This is a genomic window from Moorena sp. SIO3I8 (genome assembly GCF_010692325.1).
GTDB lineage: Bacteria > Cyanobacteriota > Cyanobacteriia > Cyanobacteriales > Coleofasciculaceae > Moorena.
On record NZ_JAAHHW010000444.1, the window covers coordinates 1 to 1,188 of the forward strand.

The 1,188-nt window shown below is 43.4% G+C and carries 1 protein-coding gene; it reads left to right on the top strand.

Going from position 1 to position 1,188, the window contains the following annotated elements:
• The first annotated feature begins 144 nt into the window (after window positions 1-144).
• Window positions 145-1,152 carry an iron-containing redox enzyme family protein gene (locus F6K51_RS37760; RefSeq protein ID WP_293031420.1) on the top strand — a complete coding sequence of 336 codons (1,008 nt, stop codon included), beginning with the start codon at window positions 145-147 and terminating at the stop codon, window positions 1,150-1,152.
• Window positions 1,153-1,188 lie beyond the last annotated feature (36 nt).

Genomic DNA, 1,188 nt, shown 5'->3' on the forward strand with positions numbered 1-1,188 from the left:
GGGGGAAGTGTGGGAATTTTTGCGATCGCTACTCCCCACTCCCCACCTTTCCTACTCCCGATTCCCGACTCCCTACTCCCTACTCCCGATTCCCTAAAACCTAGGAAATTATCACCCAATTTAAATTAAGTTAGGAATGAAGTTATGACATTAACTAAGATTTTATTGAAACAGCCGCTATTTAAAAATCAAGTATGTTTAAAATTCAGTGATACCAGGGTAGAAATTCGTTATCAAAACCAAGGCTGTTCGATTACAGTAGAACCTGAAAAGCAAGAGGAGACTTATAAACTGTTCCAGCTGTTGCAGTTTGGGGGGATGTCACCAGAGGAATTGGGTCAGGAGTGTCCAGGAATTCGAGAACAAATTCCTGACTTGCTAATAGAATTAGACCGCCGTGGTATGCTAATAGAGCGGGAGAAATCAGTGACATCTGGTGGTGTTACTGGACATCAATTCTACCGGGAGTTATACCGATTCCTAAACCGTCTGAAAATGCGTTTTCCTGAGTCTCCCTACACCGTAAAGATGGTAGATAAGACGATTACTAGAGAGCAGTTGATTGGTTATAGTTTGGAATCCTATCACGTTACTCATCTGTGTCCGAGTTTGCTAGCTCCGTCTTTAGCCAATTATGAATCACCTAAGATTCGCCAACTCCTCCGGGAATTCTTTGGGTCTGAGTTGCACCATGACCGTCTGATCGAGAAATCCTTGAAGAGTGTGGGAATTTCTGGTCAGCAATTGCAACGGATGCTGCCCTTACCAATGACGTTTGCGATTTGTTCAAGTCTAGCTGTTTTTGCGAAGCAGCATCCCCTTAGCTTCAAGGCAGCATTATTAATGTTTGAAGAACACAGTGAGGAGTTCCACCAGTTATTCAAACAGCGGTGTCAAGATTTAGATTTGCCTTCGGACTTTTATCAACCAATCTTGCTCCATGCCAAAATTAATGACGATGGAGCCCATGAGGATATTACCGAGGTTTTGTTAGCAGACATAGCTTATGTTTCACCAGAAGACCAATTAGTGGTGAAAAAGAACATGACTGCCCTGATGGAATCTATGGTGCTACGGACTCACGAAATTTTGGATTATTATGGCAATCCACAGAACCGAATTCCTCGCTGTTTTGATACCATAGGGGGCTAAGCATTAAGCCAAAAGCGGTCAGTGGTCAGCTCTCAG